The 25,768-nt window shown below is 38.5% G+C and carries 18 protein-coding genes and 2 pseudogenes; 11 read left to right on the forward strand and 9 right to left on the reverse strand.

Annotated elements, in window-relative coordinates:
- Positions 1-116 precede the first annotated feature (116 nt).
- Both OLW01_RS14860 and OLW01_RS14865 read left to right on the forward strand, forming a co-directional pair.
- Positions 117-506, forward strand: coding sequence for an MbcA/ParS/Xre antitoxin family protein (locus OLW01_RS14860; RefSeq protein ID WP_268076716.1), 390 nt, complete (start codon positions 117-119; stop codon positions 504-506).
- Entirely contained in the window at positions 490-1,173 is a 684-nt protein-coding gene (locus OLW01_RS14865; RefSeq protein ID WP_268076717.1) for an RES family NAD+ phosphorylase, read from the forward strand. Before OLW01_RS14860 ends, OLW01_RS14865 begins: the two co-directional genes overlap by 17 nt.
- 187 nt (positions 1,174-1,360) lie before the next feature.
- On the opposite strand, the pseudogene OLW01_RS14870 reads toward OLW01_RS14865, so the two are convergent.
- From OLW01_RS14870 to OLW01_RS14900, 7 genes and pseudogenes are all read right to left on the reverse strand, one after another.
- Positions 1,361-1,549: pseudogene (locus tag OLW01_RS14870) on the reverse strand (IS3 family transposase); the annotation flags it as partial.
- An 18-nt stretch (positions 1,550-1,567) separates the two neighbouring features.
- Positions 1,568-2,416, reverse strand: coding sequence for a transposase (locus OLW01_RS14875; RefSeq protein ID WP_268076718.1), 849 nt, complete (start codon positions 2,414-2,416; stop codon positions 1,568-1,570).
- 2 nt (positions 2,417-2,418) lie between these two features.
- Positions 2,419-3,530, reverse strand: a protein-coding gene (locus tag OLW01_RS14880) for an IS3 family transposase (protein ID WP_268074538.1) whose coding sequence is annotated in 2 segments (ribosomal slippage) — positions 2,419-3,269 and positions 3,269-3,530 — 1,113 coding nt in all. Because the reading frame shifts where the segments join, the coding sequence is not laid out codon by codon here.
- 56 nt (positions 3,531-3,586) lie between these two features.
- A complete protein-coding gene (locus tag OLW01_RS14885) occupies positions 3,587-3,823 on the reverse strand; it encodes an IS110 family transposase (RefSeq protein ID WP_268076719.1) in 237 nt (78 codons plus the stop codon).
- Between the two features lie 192 nt (positions 3,824-4,015).
- Positions 4,016-4,980 (reverse strand): annotated as a pseudogene (locus OLW01_RS14890) (IS3 family transposase); the annotation flags it as partial.
- 445 nt (positions 4,981-5,425) lie between these two features.
- Positions 5,426-7,171, reverse strand: coding sequence for a sulfatase family protein (locus OLW01_RS14895; protein ID WP_268076720.1), 1,746 nt, complete (start codon positions 7,169-7,171; stop codon positions 5,426-5,428).
- Positions 7,172-7,264: 93 nt separating this feature from the next.
- Entirely contained in the window at positions 7,265-8,734 is a 1,470-nt protein-coding gene (locus OLW01_RS14900; RefSeq protein ID WP_268076721.1) for a sulfatase family protein, read from the reverse strand.
- A 661-nt stretch (positions 8,735-9,395) separates the two neighbouring features.
- Between OLW01_RS14900 and OLW01_RS14905 the strand changes: the two genes are divergently transcribed.
- The 3 genes from OLW01_RS14905 to OLW01_RS14915 all read left to right on the forward strand — a co-directional run bounded on the left by OLW01_RS14905 (position 9,396) and on the right by OLW01_RS14915 (position 14,735).
- Positions 9,396-10,766: a sulfatase-like hydrolase/transferase gene (locus tag OLW01_RS14905; RefSeq protein ID WP_268076748.1), complete on the forward strand. Its 1,371-nt coding sequence runs from the start codon at positions 9,396-9,398 to the stop codon at positions 10,764-10,766.
- Between the two features lie 184 nt (positions 10,767-10,950).
- Complete coding sequence (locus OLW01_RS14910) at positions 10,951-12,198, forward strand: glycoside hydrolase family 88/105 protein (protein WP_268076722.1); 1,248 nt, start codon at positions 10,951-10,953, stop codon at positions 12,196-12,198.
- Positions 12,199-12,350: 152 nt separating this feature from the next.
- A complete protein-coding gene (locus OLW01_RS14915) occupies positions 12,351-14,735 on the forward strand; it encodes a PVC-type heme-binding CxxCH protein (RefSeq protein ID WP_268076723.1) in 2,385 nt (794 codons plus the stop codon).
- Positions 14,736-15,012: 277 nt separating this feature from the next.
- On the opposite strand, the gene OLW01_RS14920 is transcribed toward OLW01_RS14915, so the two are convergent.
- Positions 15,013-16,623, reverse strand: a complete 1,611-nt coding sequence (locus OLW01_RS14920; protein ID WP_428980204.1) for an IS1634 family transposase — start codon at positions 16,621-16,623, stop codon at positions 15,013-15,015.
- 355 nt (positions 16,624-16,978) lie between these two features.
- Between OLW01_RS14920 and OLW01_RS14925 the strand changes: the two genes are divergently transcribed.
- The 6 genes from OLW01_RS14925 (at position 16,979) to OLW01_RS14950 (ending at position 24,634) form a co-directional block, all read left to right on the forward strand.
- A complete protein-coding gene (locus OLW01_RS14925) occupies positions 16,979-18,478 on the forward strand; it encodes a sugar ABC transporter ATP-binding protein (RefSeq protein WP_268076749.1) in 1,500 nt (499 codons plus the stop codon).
- Position 18,479: 1 nt separating this feature from the next.
- On the forward strand, positions 18,480-19,463 hold the full coding sequence (locus OLW01_RS14930) for an ABC transporter permease (protein ID WP_268076725.1): 984 nt from the start codon (positions 18,480-18,482) through the stop codon (positions 19,461-19,463).
- On the forward strand, positions 19,460-20,425 hold the full coding sequence (locus tag OLW01_RS14935) for a sugar ABC transporter substrate-binding protein (RefSeq protein ID WP_268076726.1): 966 nt from the start codon (positions 19,460-19,462) through the stop codon (positions 20,423-20,425). The genes OLW01_RS14930 and OLW01_RS14935 overlap by 4 nt, the downstream gene beginning before the upstream one ends.
- 10 nt (positions 20,426-20,435) lie before the next feature.
- Positions 20,436-21,377, forward strand: a complete 942-nt coding sequence (locus tag OLW01_RS14940) for an ABC transporter permease (RefSeq protein WP_268076727.1) — start codon at positions 20,436-20,438, stop codon at positions 21,375-21,377.
- A gap of 22 nt (positions 21,378-21,399) precedes the next feature.
- Positions 21,400-22,521, forward strand: a complete 1,122-nt coding sequence (locus tag OLW01_RS14945; RefSeq protein ID WP_268076728.1) for an aldose epimerase family protein — start codon at positions 21,400-21,402, stop codon at positions 22,519-22,521.
- Positions 22,522-22,834: 313 nt separating this feature from the next.
- On the forward strand, positions 22,835-24,634 hold the full coding sequence (locus OLW01_RS14950; RefSeq protein WP_268076729.1) for an alpha-amylase family glycosyl hydrolase: 1,800 nt from the start codon (positions 22,835-22,837) through the stop codon (positions 24,632-24,634).
- A 178-nt stretch (positions 24,635-24,812) separates the two neighbouring features.
- Here OLW01_RS14950 and OLW01_RS14955 read toward each other — a convergent pair whose 3' ends face one another.
- Positions 24,813-25,766: a class 1 fructose-bisphosphatase gene (locus OLW01_RS14955; RefSeq protein ID WP_268076730.1), complete on the reverse strand. Its 954-nt coding sequence runs from the start codon at positions 25,764-25,766 to the stop codon at positions 24,813-24,815.
- Between the last annotated feature and the right edge of the window lie 2 nt (positions 25,767-25,768).

The following is a 25,768-nucleotide window of genomic DNA, read 5'->3' on the forward strand; positions in this document are numbered from 1 at the left end:
GACAAAAAAGGTGAGTTATTTTTGCTCTATAAAAAAACTCCATAAAAAATCAATATTTGAAATAACTCTATATTTGGAGTAACCTTATAAAGGTAGCCAGTTAGGAGAGTGAGAAAATGTCGGCATTAAATCAAGTTGTATTAGATCAAAATCCAGATAAAACAGCTCAAGTTGCTCTGTCTGTATTTTTTAATATCATGAACGCATGGCATGTTAAAAATAAAGAACAGATAATTTTGCTTGGTAAACCTGCTGAATCAACTTTTTATAATTGGAAAAAAGGCAAGGTTTCAAGTTTGTCGGTTGATACACTTGAACGTATTTCTTACATTATGGGTATTTATAAGGCTCTGGGTGTGTTGTTTCCGACAAGATCTCAAGCTGATGCTTGGCCTCAAAAACCGAATAAAGCATTTAATAATGTAACGGCCTTAGAGTTTATGTTAAAAGGCAGCATTATTCATTTAAGTGATATGCGGAGATACCTTGATGCCCAACGAGGTTAAAACCCTGTTGCCTAATTGGAAAAAGCTACATCGACTTGTACCTAGTCATTTCCCACCTATAGATTTATTTGAAAACGTTGCCAATCCTGAAGATCTTGAAATTGTTTGGGCGTTGGAGTCGTTAACGAATGATCGGTTAAAAGAGCAAGCTGGCGATTTGGCATTGGTTCCAGTTGCTGAAAGAATCTGTGGTCCAGGATCTTCTCCTGTTATGGCCGCTTTTACTCACATATCTTCAGCAACTAGATTTACCGATGGTACTGAATATGGCATTTATTATGGTGCGAAAGATTTAAATACCGCATTTGCTGAAACAATTTATCATCGCGAAAAATTTTTATCAGCCACTAATGAGCCAGATACCGAATTAACAATGCGTTGTTATATTAATAAAGTAGCGATGGCGTTGCATGATATACGAGGCGAAGCGTTTTCGTATTTGCATGGCGATGATTATTCAATCTCGCAACAGTTTGCAAAAAATTTAAGATCGGCTGGTAGTCATGGTTTACTTTATAATAGTGTTCGAGATAAAGGCGGTGAATGTGTTGCTGCATTTAAACCCAAAGCTGTGACTATACCGGTCCAAGCCGGCCATTATAAATATATATGGAGCGGCAAAAAACAAAAAATAGAGCATATTTTAAAGTTAAGTCAAATAAAATAAATTTTCCGACATGAGCTGAACGATAATGAATGACCATTAGTACCTTGTGCCGTTATTAATCAGGGGATTAAGCCATTAGCTGTCGTATTTGGCATATTTGCATTTATTGCAGCTTTTAACTTATCTATTGGCCCTATTATGTGGGTAATTTTCTCTGTGATCTGAACCATTAAAAGTGGACACTTCATTAAGCTACGTTTAATAGTTCATAATTTTCTGGGCTGAGATAGCCAAGAGCACTATGCCTTCTCTTCTTGTTGTAATCAACTTCAATATATTCAAAAACCTGTTGGCGCATGGCTTCACGGTTCATTATTGGTTCATATTGAATCGCTTCAACCTTCAGTGAATGAAAGAAGCTTTCCACACAAGCGTTGACGCTCCTATGTCAAGGTTAAGTTAATTTTGATAAATCAGATACAATAATTGGATACAATTCTCTCGCTATATAACGTTTTAAACAACGCTGAATTTCTTTATTTGATTTACCTTCTGACGATCGTTTTTCTACATATTTTCTCGTTCTAAAATCATTACGCATACGAATTAAGGCTACAGTCCAAAGTGCATTATTTGCATCTCTTGCCCCACCTCTGTTTAATCTATGTCGCTGCTTTTTCCCTGAAGATGCGTCCAAAGGACTGACTCCACATAAAGCCGCAAATGATGCTTCTTTTTTTAGGCGCTCAGGGTTGTCACCAGCAGCAACAAGTAATGTGGCTGCAACATAACTTCCAACACCGTATTGTTCTAGTAAGGTCGAAGCTGCTGAACTGGTTAGCGCTTTAAGTTGCTTGTCTATTAATTTTAGCTCCTGAGACAACATCTCCCACCGTTTTGATAACAGGTGTAGCATTGATATTAATGTTTCTTCAAGTAAGTTACCTGGGCTCGCTTCTAACTCCCTGCAAGCTAAAACACATTGATAGCTAGAAGGAACATAGCATTTTTGACGAACATGCTCCGGCGCTGTCACAAGTAAAGCTCGAATTTGATTCATTGCTTGTGTCTTAGATTTTACTGAACTTTTCCTTGCGACAACTAAAAACCTCATCGCTTCAACTATGCCATCATGAGATTTCGGGATGGCAGTAGATTCATTAGCTAATACGGAACGAGCTGCATTTTCAGCATCCGTTGGGTCTGATTTTCCCCTTAACCTTCTCACAGCCCTATTAGGCCGATTAACTTCAAAAACAGTAGTTTCTTTCTCTTGCAAGAACTTGCATGGTAATACACCCATTTTTAATTGACGCTAAAAGTAGAAGGTTGCGTTATTAAAGCCTGTTTGTATTTCGGTGGTATGCCACCAATTGCCTTGTTTGGTCGTTCATTGTTGTAAAACCATAGCCATTCTGTCGCATGATCTTGCACTTCGGCAATACTGCTGAATAAATACTGGTTCAGCCATTCGTAGCGAACGGTGCGGTTATACCGCTCCACATAAGCATTTTGCTGTGGGTTGCCTGGTTGGATAAATTTTAGTTCAACATCATGTTTTTCAGCCCACTCAGCCAATAACGCACTGATATATTCCGGGCCATTGTCACTGCGGATTTGCCTGGGCTTTCCACGCCATTCAATAACTTGATTGAGAGTGCGGACAACACGTTCAGCTGGCAGCGAGAAGTCTACTTCAATCGCCAGACCCTCACGATTAAAATCGTCAATGATATTGAGTAGCCTGAAGCTGCGGCCATCAACAAGCTGGTCATGCATAAAATCCATAGACCAACACTGGTTTATCGACTCAGGCACAGCAAGTGCTTCAGGTTTATCCCGTTTTAAGCGCTTCTTAGGCTTTATGCGCAGATTAAGCTCCAGCTCCCGATAAATCCTCAACACCCGCTTATGGTTCCAGCCAAAACGTTTCACATTACGTAAAAAGTAAAAACACATACCAAAGCCCCAACTGCGGTGAGTTGTCGTTAGCCAAAGCAGCCAGTCAGCAACTAGCGCGTTCTCGTCACTCAGTTTGGCCTGATAGCGATAACAGGTTTCGCTAATCCCAAACAAGGAACACGCTAACTTGATGGCAATGGAATGGTTTTGCACCGCCTTTTGCGCCAACTCCCGTCGGCGCGACGGCTTTACCACTTTTTTTCGATGGCCTCTTTGAGGATTTCAGCCTTTAGTCGCTCCTCGGCATACATCTTTTTAAGCCGTGCATTTTCGGTTTCCAGCTCTTTTAATCGGGCCATCATGGACGCATCCATGCCGCCAAACTTGGCGCGCCATTTATAAAAGGTAGCCGAACTCATGCCATGCTCGCGGCATAGCTCCGGAACCGGCGCACCGGCTTCCGCTTGTTTTAAAATTGCCAGGATTTGGCTGTCGCTAAATTTTGATGTTTTCATGCAGAATCTCCTGCGTTTATGTTACGAGAAAATTCTACTTTTGACGTCAGTTATTTTTAGGGTGTATTACCGCATAAGCCAGCACCATAAGTGCCTGTCCCTTCTAATCCTGCCTGATTAACGGTACCAAATGACTTGCACCATTTATACAGTTGACTATAGCCGTTTGAATTAACGGTAAATTCTTGAGTATCGATAACTTGGCCGATGTTGTTAACAAGTACAGCAACATGGTTATCTAAATGAGTATCAACGCCTAATGTTAAATTATTAGAAATATCGTAGTGGTTCATATCCTCAGCCCTCACAGTTTCAGTATCAGGGCTGGACACAGATGATGCAACACAATGCTCCTATTAGGTCACTGGCACTGAATGTTATGGAATTACTGACTAATGAAGATCGACAGGTCAACACAAAGATACTTGCTCAATCCCAGCACGGGTCAAACCTTCACTGTCAGTATGACTAAGTATATAATCTATATCCCAACAGTTTCCTTTGCGACTCATGCTTTGAATTAAACTGTGTTGGTTAATCAATTCTCGGTAGGCGTGAGAGCAATACTGACTCCCTCTATCGCTATGGACGATCACATTATTTAGCTTCCCTCTACGCCATAATGCCAGTTGTAATGCGTCACAGACTAAGCCTGATGTCATTCGGTTACTCATCGACCAACCTATGACAGCACGAGAATACAAATCAATAATTACAGCTAAATAAAGCCAACCCTCACTGGTCATAAGATACGTAATGTCACCAGCCCACTTTTGATTTGGCTCGTCAGCTGTAAAATTCTGCTCAAGCAAATTAGGTGCAACAGGTAATGAGTGTTTGCTATCCGTTGTCACTTTGAATTTTCGTGCAGCTTTAGCGACTAAGTTTTGCCTGTCCATGCTGTTAATTATAGTTTTAACATCATGCTTATAGCCTTGCTCTTCTAGTTCTACCTGAATTCGTCTTGCGCCATCTCGCTCTTTGCTGTTTTCGAAAGCAACTTTGATTTTTTCATCTCTAACTTGCTGAGCTTTTTGGCGCTCACTTGGCTGTTGACTTGCTTTTAACCATGCATAATACCCACTTGGCGAAACGCCCAGAACACACGCCAATCGGACAATATGAAACGATTTACGGTGCTCGTGCATAAATTCAAAACGTGCTATTTTTGATTTTTCGCGAAGTAGGTTGCCGCCTTTTTTAGGATTTCTAGCTCCTCGGCTTGTTCAGCCAGTTGGCGTTTTAACCTAGCATTTTCTGCTGATAAGGTGATTTCTCTGTCTGAAGTAGAAGCTTTCTTCTGAGCTGCACTGCGCCAATAGTATAATTGGGATTCATATAAGCCTAACTCTCTGGCAGCTTGTGCTACACCTACTTTGCTTGCTAATTTTAAAGCTTCTTCTTTAAATTCGATTGAATAGGTTTTTCTTTCTTTTTTTACTTTTGTCATTTTTCACCTCTGTGAGTTATTCTACTCACTTAATGAGGTGTCCAAAACTATTGGATCAGATCATTGAGCTAAAAGACAATATACCACAAATAATAAAAGCCCAAGCTATAGCCCTAACAAATGGGTTTATTCGTTCTCCACTCCATAAGCTTTTCACCATATTGCCCTTTAAATTTCATGCTTTATTAACTAGGTATATTGATAAGTTATTTATTCGCTTAATGGATGTAATTTAAATCTATGTTCCATTTTTTGCAATTTTATTTAATAATTTACTTTTTTTACGACGTTAATTTGTTATAGCGCGTTGTTAGATAATTACAAACATTAGATTCAATTTACACTCAGTTCATTCTATATTTGGACTGACTATTTATCTAAAGCTCCAAGTTAATTCACCCATAACGCGCTCTAAAACTCGCTACATTGTACAAAATAGGACAAGTTAAAAGGTTATCTGTGTGATATCACTTTGTTCGTAACCTATGCGGTGTGCAAACATTTTAATCATTGACCCTTTTTTCAAAGCTGTTCTTAAATCAATCGGGTTTTGATAAATAGACCAGCTGTTGGGCTCGTAACCATTATTAATAATTTTATAACCTATTTGGGCACCAGGCGTTTTGCTGAAAATGCTCAGTGTATGTTTGCTCGTTTTAGTCATAGGTGCTGCTGTTTTGGGTTTGCTATCTTTTCCATCCCATAACTTTTTAACTAGCTTAGCTTCTGATAAAGTCGGTTGATCGTCTATCTCGGTTAGCCATCTATCCATTTCCTGTCTAAGCTCTGCTAAAACGCTTTTATACTTAGGGTCATCAGCTAAATTATGCAGTTCATGCGGGTCTTTTATTGTGTCAAATAGTTCTTCTTTAGGTTTTGATGTTCTAAACCATTGTGCTTGAGCCGGAGTTAATTCACCTGCTTTTTTAAGTCGTAGCAACTCTTGCATAGTCGGAATTTTTTCACGGTATTCAACCGGTAAATAATAACCCTGCTCAGGCCGATAATTTCGAATATATTTGAAACGTTTATTTTTAACGGCTCTAATCTTATCGGTAAATCCATCAAAACGATCCGCTGCAGCATGTATATATTGTCGCTGTGGTTGTGCGTCATTTAAAAAGTCTTGTCCGTGCATGTGTTCCGGCACTTTCATACCAGCTAAGCCAAGCGTAGTTGGTGCAAAATCGATAAAACTAATTAACTGATCATCACGCTGGCCTGCGCGCTGTTCACCCGGAAAACGGATAATTAAAGGTACTTTAAGACCACTATCATAAATTAAACGTTTTTGACGTGGCAGGGGGCCACCATGATCTGAATAAAAAACAATAATCGTATTGTCATATAAACCATCGTCTTTTAATTGTTGAATGACAGACGCCATTTGTCGGTCAGCTTCAATTAAATTATTGTACATTTTCCACATGTCACGGCGTACTAAAGGCGTATCCGGTAAATATGGCGGAATATTAAATTTAGTATCTTTAGGTAAATGAACCGGCGTTTCACTCTCTTTGGTTTTATTCATCGGGTGAGTGGGTAGCTGCTCAATACGTTCTATATCATCTGAAAAATAATGACGGGACTCTATATGTCGAAAGCCATAAGGTTCAAATAATCCAGATTCGTGGGTTGTAGTAAAGTTAAATACTGCAAAAAAGGGTTGGTTTTTATCACGGTTACGCCAGTGAGCATATTTACCGCTTTCGTCCCACGCCATTTTAGGGTGTTTAAACTGATAATCTGTTTTTAAATTATTAGTTGTATAATAGCCGTGTTCACGCAAATACTGACTTAACATTTTAGCTTCAGGCGGTGGTACAGCGCCATATTTTGGTAAACCGGTCACTTCTGTATAAGATGTAGTGCGCATATTATTGGCCCCAATTGCAGTTGGGTACATACCCAAAGCCAGTGCCGCACGACTGGGTGAACAAACCCCGGATGGCGAATATACATTAGTATAAGCCACCCCTTGCTTTGCTAACCGACTAATAGTTGGAGTTTTTGCTGTTTCATCACCATAAGGTTCAATAATCGGACTCATATCTTCTAAAACAAGCCATAAAATATTAGGTTTGTCAGCTAATTTGAGCTTTTCAGGATTTGGTTTGGCGATGACTGCTGAAGGGTTAAAAATAAGGGTGGACGTTAAGATTAGTGTTTTAAAACTGAGTAGTTTAAGCATGACTTTCCTTTCCATCAAAGGGATACAAATATGATGCTAATGCTTGTTAAACAAATAAGCCGCATAGTCGCGGCTTATTTGTTTTATGCGTAATTACTGGTGTTCGGGGCTGCTATTATGAAAAGAGCCACGCTGTTTAACTTCTTCGCTGCGCTCTGTTTCATACTGGTTAATATATTGTTCAGTACGGGCTTTAAGCGCTTGTAACTTTGCTTGATAAGCCGGTGAGTAAGCTAAATTGTGCTCTTCTTCAGGATCTTTTCGTAAATCATAAAGTTGCTGAAAATCATTTTTATAAAAATTAATATACTTCCATGATTCAGTTCTAAGGCCCACTGTTGGAGGTATAGAAACTCGCTTAGGTTGATACATATGTTCAAAGAAAAACTCATTACGCCAATCATCAGGAACTTGCCCATTTAAAATTGGTTTTAAGCTTTTACCTTGGTAATATTTAGGCGTTTGTACACCTGCTAAATTTAAAATAGTGGGTGCGATATCGATATTTAATGCCATAGCGCTAGGTTCTTTACCCGATAACGCTTTATTGCGTGGGTCATAAATTATAAGGGGTACCCTTAAATCTTCTTCCCAGCCAAACCATTTACCAGCTAATTGCCGTTCATTAATATTATAACCATTGTCGCCAGTGTAAATAATGACTGTGTTATCAGCTACACCAACATCTTCAAGCTTTTTAACAATTTTACCAACGGCTTTGTCAACGGCGCTAATAGCTCGATAATGACGCTTAACCATTTTTTGATAAATTTCTTCGCTGCCATATCTATATTCCCAGCGAACCCGACCAATCGACTGTTGTAAAAACTCAGGCAAATTATTAAAGGCTTTGTCTGTAGAAAACTTAGCAGGCGGAATAGTTACATCTTGGTAATAATTTTCAAATTCCGCTGGATAGTGATATTGATCTTCAGTATCTCTATCATGTGCATGTGGATTCCAAAAATTGACAGACATAGTCCATGGCTTGTTGGCAGTTTTAGATTGCTCAATAAAATCCATTGCTAATTCAGCAATATAATAACTTTGAGGAATTGACTTACCTTCATATTCATTTATTTTTGCTTGTAACAGAGGCTTGAAATAATCAAAACGATCTGTGCTTTCACCTGATAATTTGATTTCATATTTACCAACAAAAGCAGATAAATAACCATTTTGTTTTAGTATTTGTGGATACACGTGTTGTGATTCAAATTGACCAGTTTTAGGTTGACCAAACGTAAAGTCGTGGGTGCGCTCTGTTAAGCCTGTCAAAATGCTGACTCGACTGGATGCACAAATAGGGGTGGTTACAAAGGTGTTTTTAAAAAAAGCGCCTTCATTAGCTAGCTCATCTAAATTGGGCGTTTTTATGATCGGGTGATATTTTCCAATGAGATCCCAGCGATGATCATCCGCCAAAATAAATAAAATATTTGGTTGTTTTGTGGCGTTTGAATTGGGCGTTTGTGCTACGGCTTGGCTACTAATTGCAGCAGATAAACTTAAAATAGCCGAGGTGACACTGCACTTTATTAAACTTTTAAATGCTGTAGACATTTTAATTGAAGTCTCTTTATTTAAGGTTTTAAGGTTATTTTTGTGATTGTAAGCTAAAACGGCTACGTCGACGAAAAAGCTTTAACACAAAACACTTATTATTTACATTTATACAGTCAAACTAAAACGATTTCAATTAATTATTGATTTGATATGAGTTAAAATGGTTGTTGTGGGGTAACTTAGGTTAAATTAAAGTCGATATTTTTAGAATCTATTATTAAATAATAGACGTTTCTTGTTGTTTTTATATTGAATAATCGAATGAAAATGTTGATATATGTTTGAATATAATCTAACCACCCATGCTTCTTAAAAAATTAAGTTTATGATATTAATGATCTTATTCTAACGTTGTTTATATTTTGTATTTTTTTTATAAATCATGCACTATAATTATAATCATTATAGGTCATGATTTGTCTTTTTGTTTCTGAGGTAGTCTGGTACAATCATTTTCTTTGCTCCATATTTGCTTTATTTTAACAAGCGCAATGAATATTAACTGGGGTGTGATGTATTTGTTGTATTAATGTTTTTTGCTCAGTTTGTAAGAAATATTTAGATAGATAAATTAGACAACAGTTGATAGATTTTAGTTAATAGGATTGATGAAATGAAAATAAAAAATAAGCTATTTTTAGGGTTGTTAGGTGGCTTAATGCTAAACCTTGGAGCTGCGCCATTAAGTTATGCAGCAGAAAAACCTAATATTATTTTTATTCTAACAGATGATTTAGGCTTTAATCAGGTAGGCGCTTATGGCGATACACCTATTAAAACCCCTAATTTAGATAAATTAGCCGAAAATGGTATTCGTTTTGATCAAGCTTATTCAGGTAGCACGGTTTGCTCTCCGTCACGTGTTTCTTTATTTACTGGTCGTGATGGTCGTTATATGACCAACAATTCAAACACAGTTCAATTAGAAGAAATCGACATTACCATGGCACATGTTTTAAAACATGCAGACTATGATACAACTCTAATTGGTAAATATTCTATTGGTTCAAAAATGGGTGTAACCGATCCGCTAGCAATGGGATTTGATACTTGGTATGGAATGTATTCTATTTTAGAAGGTCATCGCCAGTATCCACATATTTTATGGCGTGATGGTCAAAAAATTCGCATCAAAGAAAATGAAGGTGGTCGAAAAGGAGCTTACGCTCAAGAATTATTTACCAAAGAAGCAATTGATTACATTGAAACGCCTCGTGATAACCCATTCTTTATCATGTTAACTTACTCTTCGCCTCATGCGGAGTTAGCCGTTCCGGAAAAATATAGCAAGCAATACAATTTAAAAGAAACGCCTTATACCGGTATGAAAAATGGTGTACCAGCAGATAAATATGCGGCTTATTACCCAGAACCCGTTGAAAATCCAAATGCGACACTCGCTGGTATGGTATCTGCTTTAGATGACTACATTGGTAAAATTGTTTCAGTATTAGAGAAAAACGGCCAGTTAGATAATACATTAATTGTATTTACCTCTGATAATGGTCCTCATGACGAAGGTGGTGCTGATCCTGAATATTTAAAAGCAGCAAAACCTTACAAAGGTCAGAAGCGTGATTTATACGATGGCGGTATCCACGTGCCTATGATAGTACATTGGCCAGCTAAAATTAAACAACCTCGAGTAGATGATACCCCTTGGTTATTTGCTGACGTACTACCCACTCTGGCCGATATTACGGATGTTAACTTAAATTTAGTGCCTAGAGTACGTACTAACGGCGTTTCAATTGCGGGCTTATTGCAAGACTCACCGGTGCAAATGCCAGAGCGTACTTTATATTGGGAGTTTTCAAAACAAGTAGGGGATCCCAACTCAGGTGTTATTGGTGACACTTACCAAGCTGCACGTAAAGGTGAGTGGAAAGCAGTTCGTTATGGGTTTGATGCACCATTAGAACTTTACAATATTATTGAAGATCCATCTGAATCAAATAACTTAGTGAAGCAAGAAGCACGAATTGCAGACAACTTCATGGATTTATTTGAAAAGTATAGAAAGCAATAAATAACAATGCACCCAAAGAATTAAAACGCTTTGGGTGTGAATTTGGGATGGTGATATTAAACAACGCAATGTAAACCCAGTTTGTTTAATCATATGGACTCGGATTTAAGTTGCCAGCCGCAAAATATGATGATCAATTTTACTATTTAAACTCAAGCTACCTAAATTCATATTAGGATTTATTATGTACCAAAAAAACGTTAAATTAGCCCTAATGCCACTAACTTTAAGCTTATTATTAGCAGGTTGTGGTAAAGAGTCAGCTCCAACTACTGAAGCTGCCAAGCCAATTCCAGCTCAAACGCAAGTACAAGATAATAGCAGCGAAACTGCAAAAAGCATTCAAGTATCGGCACGAGATATTGCTAACCGAGCCGCTAACTGGCAATTGTCTCAGTTAGACGATTTATACTATATTCCAGAATCACACAAAGCTAAATCAGAAAACGCTAAATTTTGGATTCAAGCTTCTTTTTATATTGGTTTAACCCGATGGGCAGAAGCGACTGATAACAAAGCCTATTTAGCCTTTATTGAAAAAATGGCGAAAGCTGAAGACTATGGGTTATTAACTGACCGCCCATATCATGCTGATGACCACACTATCGCACAAACTTATATTTGGCTTGCCGAGCAAACCGGCAATAAAGCAGCCTATGGTCCAACTCAAACTCATTTTGATTGGATTTTATCGAATAAGCCAGATGTGGGTTTAGAAATGCTAGATTCAACGGCATCGGGTCATGGTGAAGTTCATCACGAAGGTAATTGTCAACTTAGATGGTGTTGGGCAGATGCCTTATATATGGCGCCTAGAGCTTGGCTGCAACTGTCAAATGTAACTGGCGATCCTAAATATTTTGAGTATGCAGACAAAGAGTTTTGGGCCAGCGCCGATTATTTATTTTCAGATGAATATGGGTTGTTTTTCAGGGACAGTCGATACTTTGATATGAAAAGTGATAATGGCGAGCCTGTATTTTGGGGTCGTGGCAACGGTTGGGTATTTGCGGCCATTCCTATGATTATTGATGAGCTACCAAAAGATCATCCTTCACGTGAAAGATATATCGAACTTTATAAGAAAAATGCAGCTGGTTTAATGAAATTGCAACGAGAAAATGGCTACTGGCCTGCATCTTTAATGGATCCTGATAAAGTCAAAACACCAGAAGTGAGCGCGACAGGTTTTATTACGTTTGGTTTAGCTTGGGGTGTTAACCAAGGCATTTTGACTGATGAAAAATCAAAAGAAATTGTTGAAAAAGGCTGGCATGCATTAAAAGATTCAGTGGAGCCTAATGGCCGAGTAAATTGGGTTCAGCATGTTGGTAAATCACCTGATCCAGTTAAAAAGACTGACTCTCAGCTGTATGGTGTAGGCGCTGTTTTATTGGCCGCATCAGAAATGCTTAAATGGCAAGAAAACTAAACTCTGCTGAGCAAATAGCATATCAGTTATCAAACGAGCTTTTCTTTTAAAAGCTCTTTTTTTTGTATCTAAAGCAAAGCATTTCCCCAAGGCGAGTTGGCCTTATAATAAAACAAAAATTCACTCGCCCTAACACAATTAAGGTTTTTGTAATGGAGTTAAGTACTCGCAAAATAATAACGTTATTCAGTTTTTCTTTGGTGGCGTTTGGTTACCTGAGCACGCCATTGAGCCATGCGGCTGATGCCGAGGTATCTAAAAAACAACTTGAAATAAAATCAAATCCGGGTGACAAAAAAGGTCACGGTATGTCAGAGGTGGTGCCACGTGAGTTAATACCTAAAGCACCAATTCTAAATACCAAACAGGCTATGTCTTCATTTAAAGTTCATCCAGATTTTGAACTTGAGCCTATTGTTCATGAGCCTTTAATATTTGATCCCGTGGTGATTCAATATGATGCAGCGGGTCGAATTTGGGCTTTAGAAATGACAACTTTTATGCCTAATACTCAAGCTGACGGCGAAATGAAGCATGAAAGTCAGATTGTGGTGCTTTTTGATACAGATAAAGACGGAAAAATGGATAAACGCCAGGTCGTGGTTGAAAAAATATTGTTGCCGCGAGCATTAGCCTTTGTTCAAGGTGGTATCTTGTGGGCAGATATGACTAAACTGTATTTTACGAAAATAGCCGAAGCTAACGGTACATTCACCGCAATAAGAACAGATGTTGTAGACCCTGAATATGCAAAAGGTGGGAATCTCGAGCATAAGCCCAATGGCTTATTATTTAATTTAGACAACTGGTATTACAATGCAAAATCGGATAAAAGATATCGTCCATATCCGCTAGATACTCAGTTACCTAAAGGCACTCATGAAATTTATCGTAACGAACATTGGAAAATGGCTATCGGCCAAACAGAATTTAGAGGTCAGTGGGGTTTAACAAACGACGATTATGGCCGTTTGTATTTTAATATCAATTGGACGCCACTACGCACCACTTCGTTTTTACCGAATGTGGCTAACCGCAACCCTAAACATCAGTTTTCTGAGGAAGTCTTACAACAGGCAGTAGGCACCACAGATGTATACCCAATTAGAGTTACCCCAGGTATTAATCGAGGCTACCAGCAAAGTAATTACAATGAAGGTTATAAGTTGAAACAACACACGGCTGCTTGCGGTCCAGTTATTTATCGTGGTAATCAGTTCCCTGAACAATATTACGGCATTGGGTTAGTACAAGAACCTGCTGCTAATTTGATTAAAGCAACAAAATTGACTGAAAAAAATGGCGTGGTTAGTGGCAAAAATTTATTTAAGCAACAAGAAATTGTCGCTTCAACAGATGAGCGCTTTCGGCCCGTTAACGCCTATAATGCACCCGATGGAACCATTACTATCGTTGATTTTTATCAAGGTATTTTACAACATAAAACCTTTTTAACGAGCTATTTAGCTAATCAAATTAAAATGCGTGATTTAGCACGAAATAAACATATTGGTCGGTTATATCAACTAAAACATAAAAATTCAGCTGTGCCTAAAGTGGATTATTTGAATGGGTTAACACCAGCGCAATTAGTGAAGTATTTAAATCATGAAAATGGTTGGCACCGTGATATGGCGCAACAATTACTGGTTATGAAACAAGATAAATCAGCGGTAGATGGGCTTAAAAATTTAGCTTTAACTACTGTTAATCCGATAGCCAAAATAAAAGCTTTATGGACGTTGGAAGGATTAGGTGTCATTGATTTTGAATTAATAAAACAAGTATCAGTGTCAGCTAACAGCAAAGTAAAGCGCAGTTTGTATCGCTTAGTTGAACTTGTACCAACCAACGAAAAAATTAAACATTGGTTGCAAAGTCAAGTGAAAACGGCGAATGCAGAAACTGCACCTATTTTGAGTTTAGCATTAGGCACTCATCAAGTCTGGTCTGCGTTTAGTCAATTGATTGAACAGTTTGGTATGAATGATTTTACCTTCGCCGCTTTGGCAAATCATGAAGCCGACTATTTAGCGAGTCAGTCGTCTCAGATTTCTTCGGAAAACAAAGCGAAAATAACTGCCGTTTTAAACTACGTTAAAACGAGTGAAACTAAATTAGAACTGACATTAGCTGAGCGTCAAAGTGTTGAGCGAGGTCGAGGATTATTTAACGGTGAAGCCGGTTGTTTTGGTTGTCATGGAACAAATGGTGAAGGCAACGCAATGATCCCACCACTTAATAATAGTGAATGGGTTACCGAGTCACAAAATCGTTTAGCTGCGATTATGTTGCATGGTTTTTCTGGGCCGATTGAAGTTAATGGTAAAAACTTCTCTTCACCTATGACAATGCCGGGCTTGGCTCAAAACTCAGCAATGACCAACGAGCATTTAGCAGATATTGCAAGTTATATACGACAAGCATGGGATAATAACGCCAAGCCAGTTACGGCTGATACCTTTAAAACAGTGAGAGAGAATACGAAGGGTCAAGGTTCGCCTTACACCCTAGAAACGATCAAACAAGTAAAATAATAATTTGAGCATATTATGGCCACTTAGTTTGCTAAGTGGCCATGTTTAGCCTCAGTCATATTAATTTGAAAATTTGTCTGTTGAATCCAAAAAGTTTTAATCCACTCAAAAAAAGCCAGTAACTCCAAAACATACCTTACTTGAGCCTGCTGTGAAATTAGTAAGCCTTAAACTTAGCCAATAAATAGATTCTATTCACTATTTAGCTTTGTATTACGAGAGAAATATTACGACAAAAATATTTTATTAGTCTTTTATCCGATCTTCCGCACCACTTTTAGGAATAAATTTTCTGGTAATGATAACCTAAGCAATCAATGATCGTGTGATTGCGATCCTCAAGATTAGCAACGATCTCAGTGTCTTGGTTGATATACATGATGGTGATCCCTTGAAAGCATTGGAACACCCAGCGAGCGGTGGGTTTCTGATGGGGTTTGTATTTCATATCCGGGAAGTACTGCTCTTGCTCTACAAGTTGTTTGCGGATCTGATGCTCCAAGGCTGCATATACCATTAAACAGACCGTCATCACCATTAATAATGCTTCTATTCGTTCTGGCTTTTTCAAGAAAATGGCGTTGGTTAAAAAGTCTGGGCTCTTCAGAAAGCGGAAGCCTTTTTCTACTGATTGCTGTGATTTATACGTGCTGAGCATTTTATCCATGGTTAACGCTTCACTCATGTCATTGGTGGCAATGATAAACAACCCCAATTGTTCCAGTGCCGCTTGGCGTCGAGCCAGCGGGGTAAATAAACGCCCTGTAATTTGGTAATCAATCCGTATCGGGTTTTCATTTTTTTTAGGTCGCCCTTTTCCGGCAAATGCGGGGACTTGCTCAACTTGCCCTTCAACATCACAGAGTATTTGTTTCTTTTTCCATTCCTCCAATGACTTTTGTGCATCACCTTCGCAAGCAAATATTTTTTGACTGAGTTGTTTAAAGCTTTTACGTGCTTGCTCTGCTTGTTTGTGCATGCGCTTACTTAACGTATGTGTTTCGCGTTTAGCAGCTTGCTCACTGCGTACTAGCAACCACTTTTGCTTTACGCCACCATATTCACATTCATGAAACACGCCTTCGTAGCCTGAAGATAAAGGCGTAAAACTTAAAGTCGGAGCTAATTTGATGAGCGTTTTAGCTTCTTTGAGTGTTTGAGGGACACGCGTGATAAATAGTTGATTGATTTGCTGTAAATGAGAAAGGGATTCTTGAACATATAAAGCAGCATCCCCCACCAAGTAGCGACAGCGTTGTGCTGCCTTTAAGCTATTCACATGGGCTTTAACTATCTTTTTAAACCCATCCATATCATTGCAGTTGCCACTGGCGGGTTTCATATAAACCGGAATGCCGGATTGATTTTCACAGATGAGGTTTAAAACCACTTGGTTTAAGTCGGGGCGGTGGTCGCGAGAATACCCTTTGGCAATGTGGATAGTATTAACATCATCATCCACATCGTTTGATTGACCATCATAATGGAAGCTAGTGGAGTCTAAATGTAGTGATTCTCCGCCCAGACCAAGGTGACTAACAACCGTTTCGCCGAGATCTTGGTATAAACTGGATACACCAAATTCATACAGCTTGTCTAAACATCGACCTAACGCATCATCATTGATTTGCTCAGCCTTGACGCCTTCACCAATTAAGCGCTCAAGTGGCTTATCTTTAAAGTACTCACTGTACATGTGTAGCGTTCGGCCAGTAAACCCCAAGCCATTTATCACCATAGCCAAAACCAGTTGGCCAAAGCTTAAAGTACGATCGTTTGATTGACCGAGTTTACGGTCAATTAAGTCGACCAATTGGATTTCATGACAAAAACCAGCCACCAAGCCGTGATGTTCAAGTGTTTTAGTAAAAGGGTTAGGCATTGTGATCACCACTCTCAAAAGAGAGTAATAGATCAAGATCTGGGATCTAGGTCAAGTCTTTTTTTAAATAATACGATCAACTGAATAAAAAAACACCAAGATTAATTAAAAACTAGGTGCGGAATGACGGTTTTATTCAGCGATCTAGTTAATAAGTAAATCAGCTACTTAGATGACGACTATTATTTTCTATTGATAACAGCTTTTACCAATCAGTTATTAAAAATATTCCTAATATATTTGTATTCTGTTACTTTAATGGTTTTTTGTAAACAAAATACAAATAACAGTTTAACCTTGGGTTTTATTTTGCCATAATTAAACTGTATATTTTATTAATACAAAAGGTAAATTATCAGTGATGATGTCTGAGTCGGTTTTGTCGGTTAAAGACCTACAAAAAGCTTTTAATGGAAAAACAGTTGTAAAAGGTCTTACATTTGATCTACGTGGTGGTGAAATACTGGCGTTAGTTGGCGAAAATGGCGCAGGTAAGTCGACCAGCAAAAATATGTTATGTGGGCTTTTAAAGCCGACTAAAGGTGACATTTTTGTTGCTGGTAAAAAAGTAGAGCAAGTTAAAGGGAGTGAACATGGGATATCCGCAGTTCATCAAGAGCTTAGCCTGTTTAAAAGTCTGACTGTAGCTGAAAACCTTTGTATTAATGAATTACCCGGCCACAGCTGTAAAGTTAATTGGCAACAAGCACAGCAGATTGCTAGACAGCAACTCGACTTTTTAGGTGTTCACATTGATCCCCAAGCTTTATTGAGTACTTTAGGTGCCGGAAAACAGCAAATTGTTGAAATTGCAAAGGCTTTACTGCATGCCGATAAAGTACTTATTTTAGATGAACCCACTACCTCGTTAACCAAACCTGAACGCGAAAAATTATTCGCTGTTATGCAAAAATTAAAAGCCCGTGGCGTCGCTATGATTTTCATCTCTCACTTTATGGATGAAGTGTATCAAATGGCTGATAAATACGTAGTGCTGCGAGATGGGCTGCAAGTCGATACGGGGTATTTGCTCGATACGCCTCGAGCTGAACTAGAAGCTAAGATGGTGGGACGAGAAATGGCCAATAGTCAAATTCAACTGGCTGACCCACAGGCCCAAGTCAGTTTGACGGTTAAAAATTTTACCTCATGCGATTTTAATAATATTTCACTATCCCTGCACAAAGGCGAAATATTGGGTATTGGTGGGTTAATGGGCGCTGGACGTACCGAATTAGCAGAAGCTATTAGTGGAATACGCCCAGCAAGCGGCAAAATTTATATTAATGGACAGTACATTGAAAAGCCGACGCTGGACAAAATGTTGAAACTAAAATTATGTTATATCACAGAGGATCGCCGCGGATTAGGGCTTTTCCCGCAGCGAAGTGTGAAAGAAAATACGACAGCAGCCAATATTAGTCATTTTGTTAAACGAATTATTAAAGGCGTAGGGTTTAAAGGAGAGCAAAAATCTGCGCAAAAAACAGTTGAAAAAATGAACGTTGTTTTACCTCATATTGATAGTGCCGTTAGTCATTTAAGTGGCGGCAATCAACAAAAAGTATTGTTGGGTCGTTGGTTAGCTTGTGAGCCAAATATCTTGATTTTAGATGAACCGACCAAAGGCGTCGATATAGGCGCTAAATTAGACATCCATAAACAAATTTCAGCACTTGCAGCCAAAGGTGTGGCGGTATTATTAGTGTCATCTGACTTACAAGAGTTACTCGATTTGAGTCATCGAATCATGGTGATGAGAACGGGTGAACAAGTAGCTGAGTTTACCCGTGAAAACTTTAACCCTACACAAATAATAGCGGCGGCTGCCAGTTCAGTTCACGACAAAGAGGCTTGTTAAGATGGTGTTTGAAAATTTAGCTAAGCAAAAATGGCTACCCATCGCATTAGCAACATTCCTAATGTCGATTGTACTTAGTTTTGTGTCTCCCGTGTTTTTAACTTTAACTAACTTTGAATCCGTCTTGGTACAAGCCAGTGTCACTGCCATCATGTCTATTGGCATGACATTTATTATTATTTTGGCGGGCATTGATATATCGGTAGGCGCGATATTATTTTTTGTTTCTTCGTTATTTGCGCAAACACTAAATCAGACAGGCTCAGTATGGCTTGCATTTTCGGCAGCATTGTTATCCGGATGCGTGTTGGGCTTAGTAAACGGCTTGTTAATTGTCAGATTTAAAGTAACTCCCCTGATTACCACTTTAGCAACTTATACGATATACCGAGGGTTGGCGTTACATTTAACCGGTGCGCAAAATATTCCAGTACCAAGAGAGATGGGGTGGATGGGCAACGGCAATGTTTTTGGTATACCCGTACCTATTATATTCATGTTGTTATTTTTATTAGTCGGTATTTATCTACTAATGCATACCCGCTTTGGTTTGTATTGCAAAGCAATTGGCAGTTCAGCTCAATCGGCTACTGAATCTGGTTTGCCAATAAACAAAGTTAATTTACTAGCCTACTGCCTGGGTGGAATATGTGCCGCTACCGCAGCTTTAATTTTAATTGCCCGAGTAGGGGGATTACAGTCTGGAATTGGTATTGGACTTGAATTTACTGTTATTGCAGCCGTTATTCTTGGTGGTACTAAATTATCCGGTGGTTCAGGCTCTGTTGCTGGTAGTGTGATTGGCGCGATATTTTTAGTACTGATCGATAATGGACTTAATCTGTTTAATGCCTCTCCTTATATTTATGACATTGTTCGCGGTGTTGTCTTAATTATTGCTGTATTTGTAGACCGAGTTTCGGTGCTTAAAAGCCAACCGAATGCCCTTAAATTTAACGCCTCAACAGAGGGAAATTCAAAATGAAATTATTTAAAAAATTTAAATCTTGCTGTTTATTATTAAGCATCAGCTTATTTACCTTAACTGCTTACGCTAAAGAGGTTCGTGTAGGATTAGCTGTAGATCAATTATTTGAAAGTCGAGTCGCGGAAAATAATGCGATTAAAGCAGCCGCAAAAAAGCGAGGCTTTCAAATAATAGAAGTTGTTGCCGATGGTGATGCTCAAACTCAAAATGCACAAATTCAGTCTTTAATTAGTCAGCGAGTAGATGCTATTTTAGTTTGTGCAGTGGATCAAAATACAATCAATGGGGCTTTAATGCGTGCTCAGCGTGCGGGTATTCCAGTGATAGCTTATGATCGTAAATTGCCTAATGAACGCTTTTATCAAGCGTACGTCGGTCCAGATTCTGTTCAAGATGGTTTCATGGCGGGCCAGCATATGGCTAAAAAACTTAAAAACGAAACTGGACAAGTTTTGGTGTTAGAGCTTTTAGGTGCGTTGAATGATCAAAATGGCATTGACCGAAGCAAAGGGTTTAAAGAAGCATTAAAAGTTTTACCTAATGTTAAAATTATTTCAGTGCCAACGGATTGGGATTCAGCTAAAGCTTTATCAGCAACCCAAAATGCATTTCAAGCAAATCCATCTATTAAAGCCGTTTTTGCAGCGACTGATACACAAATTCCCAGTATAGAAACCGTTTTGATAGGCTTAGATAAAGCCCATCCTGTTGGTCATCCAGAGCACATAGTTATCACAGGCGTGAATGGTAGCAATGACGGTTACCAAGCGACTAAAAAAGGGTTTGCCGATGGTATTGTGGTGATGAATTTAGATGAAATTGGTGAAAGGAGTATCTCGCTGGCAGAAAAACTAATTAAACGGCAAAAAGTTAGCAAAAACCATGTGGTCGCTGGGGATTTTTATAGCTCGGAAAATATTGCTGATAACAAAAGCAAAATTTGGGGCGCAAGCGAATAAGGACTAAACCTTGAATACTACTTTTTTTACTCCGTTAAAAAATAATCCAGCGCTACCTTTGTTAGTCGCGTTGACGGTTTTGTTTTCATCTTTATCTCCGTATTTTTTTGACGTCATTAACTTGGAATCGATAGCGGCCAATAACGCTGTCATATTAATTGCAGCTGTGGGTATGACGTTAGTGTTTTTAACTGGCGGTATCGATTTATCAATTGCAACTGTCATCAGCGTTAGTGCCGTCGCCGCCGGTGTTATTATGAATAACACCGAAAGTGTATTCTTAGGGATATCGACTGCGGTGTTAGTTGGTTCTGTTTTTGGTTTGATTAATGGTTTTTTAATTGGCTTTTTAGGCTTAAGTCCTTTTATTACTACCATGGGTACTCAGTTAATCGCGCGTGGGATTGCTTTTAGTGTATCCGAAGGTATAGCAGTACAAGGTACGCCAATGTCAGTAATGGATTTTGGTTTTGACGTATTCATGGGTGTACCTAAAATAACGCTCGTTAGCTTGGTCGTACTAATGGTCGTCGGTTTTTTAGTTTCGATGACCACATGGGGACGTCAAATTATGTTGCTTGGCAGCAATCCTCAGGCGGCTCGATATTGTGGTTTAAAAACTCGATGGTTGGAGCTAAGTGTTTACTTAGCTTCAGGCGTTTTAGGTGGTATTGCCGGTTTTATCAGTATTGCAAATTTAGGTAATGCGTTACCCGGAGTAGGCGATACTTTATTACTCATTATTATTGGTGCAGTCGTTTTGGGCGGTACTAGCATGAATGGCGGTGAGGGTTCACTTACTAAGACTTTGATGGGCGTTGCGGTATTAGCTGTATTAACCAATGGATTAAATTTAATGGGCATACCATTTTACGACCAGCTGATAATTCAAGGCGCTTTAATATTTATTGGTTATAGCATTGCGATGCGCCTTAACCAAACACGCCGTTAATTCAACTGACAGAGGCAAATGAATGAAACTTATTAACCCGATAAAAACTTGTTTTATAATTTCAGCTTTTTTTACTGCTCAAGTACTGGCCGAAATTAGCATAGTTCAAACAAAATTTGGCACCTATAAGGGAGCGGATGTTACTCAGTATCAGATGCAAAATAGTCAGGGGATGCAGCTTAAAATAATGAATTATGGCGCTACGTTAACTTCGCTAAAAATACCGGATAAAACGGGTAATATTGACCAGATTAGCACTGGTTTTAACCAGTTTAAAAGCTATTTTAGCGACGAATATAATGATAATAATCCTTATTTTGGCGGCGTGGTTGGGCGTTATGCCTCGTTTTTAAAAAATGGACGTTTTAGTCGAGAAGATCAAACTTATCAATTGTCAAAAAATGCCGGTGAACATCATTTACATGGTGGTCAACAGGGGCTTGATAAACGTATGTGGCAGCTTAAAAAGTTTTATAAAACACAAGATGCAGCGATATTGCAGCTTCGTATTTACAGCCCTGAAGGGCAAGAAGGTTATCCTGGCAATCTATCGGTAGTGGTTGAATATCAGCTAACACAAAGTAATGAAATCCGCGTTCGTTATTTAGCAACAACAGATAAAACTACACCTTTATCTTTAACCCACCATGCATATTTTAATTTAAATGGGTTTACAGATAAGGTACTGGATCATCAGGTGCAGATTAATAGTAGTGCGTATTTACAACCAAACGCTGAGAATATTGTTGATGGTACCTTAGCAAAAGTTAAAGGGACAGCTGCAGATTTTAATCAGCCCACAATGTTAAAGGACGCTTTTAAAACACTTAAATCTGGCTTTGAACATTATTATGTGTTTGATAACCCCAAAGGCGATTTAAAACCCGTAGCCACTATTAGTCATCAAAATAGCGGCCGTTCACTACAAGTTTTAACGACTGAGCCAGGGGGCCTATTGTATACGGGCCGATATACATCAGATAAGCTAGCTCGTGAAGACGGCACGCAATATGGTCAATATAAAGCGTTTTGTTTTGAAACTTCAAAATATCCTAATGGCCCTAATATTAAAAATTCACCAAGAACCTATTTAACCCCTGGTGAAATTTATGATGAAACCACGGTATTTCGTTTCGCGTGGTAATAGGTTCACCCCGAATAAAAATTTAAATACATAATTACCATTTTATCGAGCCACCGTAGCTAGTTAGCTACGGCGTGCATTTAATTATGTATTCGCGTACAACTTAAACTTACCTTTTTCTTATTTTGTTTTAGCAATATTTACCAAATTTGCGTAAAAATTACTTCCCGCGTTTTTATTTATAAGTGATCACTTTTATTCAAGCTACTGTATACCTAATAAATTAATTTTTATTAAAGGTTGGCATAAATTAAGCTTGTTTAATTTTGGTGTAGTGAAATCAACTTCAATTATAAATGGTTAAGGAAAGGAAATGTCTTTAAACAACGATGCAAATTTAGGTTTAATTAAATTAGACAAAGGTTATTCGGTTAGAGTTTGGGCACCTAATGCCGCCGCTGTTGCAATTCGTGGACAATTTAATGACTGGGACGAGGAAGGGGTTGAATTGAATAAAACCTCAAACGGTATTTGGTATGTGGACTTAGAAGCGCTTAAAAATGGAGAACAGTATCAATTTGTTATTACCACTGAAGGTGGTGACAAACTCAATAGAAACGATCCGCGCAGTCGGTTTTTAACCAATAGTGTCGGGGCATCCATTGTATACGACGATATTTATCAATGGCCTGAAACTCAATTTAAATTAGAAACATGGAATAAACTAGTAATTTATGAATTGCACATAGGAACATTTAATCAACCTGAATCTGAGAATGCACCCGGTACGTTTGAATCAGCCATTGAAAAACTAGATTATTTGGCAGAGTTGGGCGTTAATTGCATTGAAATAATGCCCGTTAATGAATTTGCAGGCGATTACAGTTGGGGGTATAACCCAGCTTATCCATTTGCTGTGGAAGAAGCTTACGGCGGACCCGATGGTTTAAAACATTTTGTACAAGCAGCCCATGAACGCAATATAGGCGTTATTTTAGACGTGGTATACAATCATTTTGGACCAAGCGATTTACATTTATGGCAATTCGATGGCTGGTCAGAAAACGATAAAGGCGGTATTTATTTTTATAATGATTGGCGCAGCAGCACGCCATGGGGAGATACGCGGCCTGATTATGGGCGAAAAGAAGTTCGACAATATATTTTTGATAATGCCATGATGTGGTTAGATGAATTTAGATTGGATGGTCTTCGAATGGATATGATCCCGTTTATGCGTTCAGTTTCAGGGAGTGAAACACCTGACGATATGATAAACGAAGCTTACGATTTACTTCGTTGGATCAATCGCGAAACAAACAATCGATTTCCTAATAAATTAATAATAGCTGAAGATTTACATGGGAATGATTTTGTAACTGATTCGATTGATAACGGCGGTTTAGGCTATGGTGCGCAATGGGATGCTGATTTTGTTCATCCTATCAGAGACATATTAACGCAACCAGACGACGAGTCACGAGATTTAGATAAAGTCGCGGGCGCGTTAACTCGTCGTTATAACGATCAAACTTTTAATCGAATTATATATGTTGAATCGCATGACGAAATTGCTAACGGACAGGCTCGTTTAGCGGAAGAAATAGCGCCAGGAAATGTCGATGATGATTTTTTTGCGCGTCAGCGTTCAGTCATTGGCGCGGCATTAACATTAACAGCACCAGGTATTCCAATGCTATTTCAAGGTCAAGAGTTATTAGAAGATCTCTGGTTTGACGATAATGATCCCATAGATTGGTCAAGGTTAGATCAATTTCCACAATTGAATAAAGCGTATCAAACCTTAATTAATTTAAGAAAAAATAAGCAAGGTTTGTCGGCTGGTTTATGTTCAGAGCAATTAGAATTTGTACATATCGATCAGGTGAATAAAGTGATTGCTTATCGCCGAAACGCAGACACCCAAGAAACTGGTAATGTACTGGTTTTTATCAATTTAAAAAATGAACAGCATAAAGAATATACAGTAGATAATTTAGGTGCTGACGATTGGAAATGTATATTTGATTGGCATGCTGGCTTTCACAAACCAGAGAAATTTAAATTTGATCAACCACGTCGCAAAGGTAATGATGAAAAAAACACGGTTCAAACATTTAAGTTTACGTTAGAGGCTTATCAGGTTTTATTGTTTAGCGACAAATTAGATTAATTTATAATATCCTTGTCAATTAGTGGTATTTATCTAACCACTAGGTAACAAAAAACGATGGGGTAAGAAAAAAATTAGCTAACGTTTTCATTCACGAGCGTTAGCTAATTAGATTTTTCGTAACGGAGTATCAATCATTAGCCCCGGAATGGTTTAACGTTATCCGGAGCTAATTTATCTACTGAATTGCCGCTTGAACGAGTTCTGCATCACCCATAATCACTGGCACACGCTGGTGCAGTTCTGTTAGGGTTAAATCTAGTATTCTGCCAGATTCGGTACAAGCTTGGCCCTTTGCATTTTCAACTAACAATGCCATTGGAAATGCTTCGTATAACAGCCTAAGCTTAGCTGGCTGGTCAGGTTTCTTTGTATCCGTAGGATACAAAAATATGCCACCACGACTTAATACTCGGTGTACATCACCTACCATAGCGCCGTTCCATCGCATATTAAAAGGTTCATCAATAAGCTCTGGGTTGATTAAGCTTTGGATATGAGTTTGCATATATCCAGGCCAAAAATAAAAGTTCGACATATTGATTGAAAACTCTTTACGACCTGGCGGCAATATCAAGTTATTAGTGGTTTTGAAAAAGTCTGATTTTTCTCTATCTAATGTAAACTCGTGCACTTGGCCATTTATGGCAAGCATTAATATACTTGATGGTCCATATAGCACATAACCAGCACATAATTGTTGGTGACCTGATTGTAAAAACTGCTCTTGTGCATCTGCTCGCAAGTTATCTTGCGCTGGCAAAATAGTAAAAATGGTACCAATTTGGCCATTGATATCTATGTTTGAACTGCCGTCTAGTGGATCAAACGCAACTAAAAATGCGCCTTTTTCATGGCAACTCACAGGCAGATCTTCTTCTTCAGAAGCAGCGGCTCTGACATGCTGGTTTTTACTCAAATTATCTAACAAAATTTGGTTTGAGATAACATCTAGCTTTTTTTGAGTTTCGCCTTGCACGTTTTCGTTTTCAGTTGAGCCTAATACACCAGACATTGCCCCCATACCCACTTGAAAAGCAATTTCTTTAGATGCGCTTAAAATTGAATGAATAACTTGCTGAAGTTTTTCGTCAACTTGTTGGTCAGTTAAAAACTCTGCTATTGATTGCATAA

Origin of the sequence: Catenovulum adriaticum (assembly GCF_026725475.1) — a bacterium.
Taxonomy (GTDB): domain Bacteria; phylum Pseudomonadota; class Gammaproteobacteria; order Enterobacterales; family Alteromonadaceae; genus Catenovulum; species Catenovulum adriaticum.